Genomic DNA, 1,921 nt, shown 5'->3' on the forward strand with positions numbered 1-1,921 from the left:
CGAAGAGTGCAGACCCGCTCCGAAGATCGCCATCCAACCCTACGGGAAGCTGCGCTAACGACCGCTTATTATCCCCTTAAAAGGGGAGGCGGATACCCACAATTTTTCGGTAATTAGTATTGGGAATGCGCTCCAATAGCTAAATTGATGGAATAGTGATCAATAAAGAACTGTATCTAGCTACTAACTCCCGACTTCTTCTTCACATACTGCAAAAGTAGTAGATAAGTATTCAAGGCAACATATGCAAGACGACCATTTTTTTTACCTACGACATATCACTTACGACATATCACTTACGACATATCATTTACGACATATTACTTAGTTTTCTTCAATAATCACAGAGAAGTCGATCGCTGTTTATGATATTAGGATTAGTTTGCAAATAATCATATACTTGTTGACAAGCTTCTATTAACAAATCATCTAGATTCAAATTCCATAAAATAATCTTGCCATCGGAACCAAATGAAAAACGCTCGCTCCTGAAACTACGAAGCGATCGCTCTTATCTAATATATTTATAACTTTAGTAATTCTATTTGCGCTTTAACTTGGAACCAGCACCAACAGCACCAACAACTAATAAACCTAAAATTGAAGCAGGTTCAGGTGTTGATTGAGATGGTTCAAATTGTGCAAAAGTGATATTATCAATTCCAGTTCCTGTATCTCCCCTTCCATTAACACTATAAACAATAGACAAAGATTTGATAGCATTTGAATTACCACTAATGCTGAAAGTATCAAGAGTTTCTGAACTTACCGGACCTGTGGAACCTAGAAAGTCCTGAGAATTAATAACAGTAGAAAAACTATCAGAAAATACTGTTACAGTCGCTACACCAGGACCACCGTTGAAAGATAACGCATCTAAATCTAGAAGGTCTATACTAACTTCTGATACAGCTTGACTAAATTCAATAAAGTAGTTACTAGCTCCCGATCCTGACAACCCATCTGTCAGGAAGAAATTGCCGATTTCAGACTGAAGACTAGCACCATCACCAAAACTAAAACCAGTTACTGGATCTCCAATCTCTGCAATTTCAGGAAGTAACGACCAACAAAAACAACAAAACCACCGTGCGAAATTTCTCTTCTGGCAACCTTTTTCTCAACCTACTACCAAGATTTATCCCTATAGCAACTGGCAAAATACCCACTACAGCAATACCTAACAAAGATGGCTGCAGCAATCCAATTTTGCCCAGTAGAAACAGCATAATCATACTTGAAAGGGTAAAAGAAAGATTGATCGCTTGTACAAAAGTTTCTTTATTTAGGTCTAAAGCGAGTAAGAATGGCAAAATAGGCATAATCTGAGAACCGGTGATACCATTTATTACTCCTGTTGTCAATCCTACAGGAACAGTCAGCCATGTTCTCATTTTCTCAGAAAGGATAATAGATTTTGAGCGCAATGCCCATAGAGCATAGAAAAATAAAATAGCTCCTAGAATAGCTCGACTAATTGTACCTTCTATAGAATTGAGAACGTATACCCCCAGAAGTAACCCTGGGAAAGTGGAGACATAGATAGGCCAAAAATTACTAAGTGCATCTTGAAACTTTCCAGTTTGTGCCATCACTAGGAGGTTACTTGAGAGGGAAGGTACAATAACTAAAGGTATAGCTATTTTCGGATCGAGAAAGGTTGCCATAGTAGGCAAACATATAGTTGAAAAACCTAATCCTGTAATTCCTTTGAGAAAAGCTGCAAAGAAAAATGATAAAAATATGGAAACCACTGTCTGGAGATTCATTTGTCATATCAAGTGTGGATAATTAGTTATAGCGCTATGCGCAAGTCAGAAGTCAGCAAAATTAATGTCAAGTTAGATTTCACAAATAATATTATGTCCGGTAGCATCGTTTGTGTATAAAATTAAGGTGACACTCTTGAGAAAACCTTCTG

General features: G+C 37.5%; 2 protein-coding genes. Both read right to left on the bottom strand.

The window, feature by feature from the left end; all coding sequences use genetic code 11:
* Window positions 1-541 precede the first annotated feature (541 nt).
* The gene (locus F6K13_RS30990; protein WP_205127279.1) at window positions 542-958 is read right to left on the bottom strand and encodes a PEP-CTERM sorting domain-containing protein; all 417 of its coding nucleotides are present in this window, start codon (window positions 956-958) and stop codon (window positions 542-544) included.
* A gap of 94 nt (window positions 959-1,052) precedes the next feature.
* Window positions 1,053-1,769: a sulfite exporter TauE/SafE family protein gene (locus F6K13_RS30995; protein WP_124143908.1), complete on the bottom strand. Its 717-nt coding sequence runs from the start codon at window positions 1,767-1,769 to the stop codon at window positions 1,053-1,055.
* Between the last annotated feature and the right edge of the window lie 152 nt (window positions 1,770-1,921).

This window comes from Okeania sp. SIO2B9 (genome assembly GCF_010672505.1).
GTDB lineage: Bacteria > Cyanobacteriota > Cyanobacteriia > Cyanobacteriales > Microcoleaceae > Okeania > Okeania hirsuta.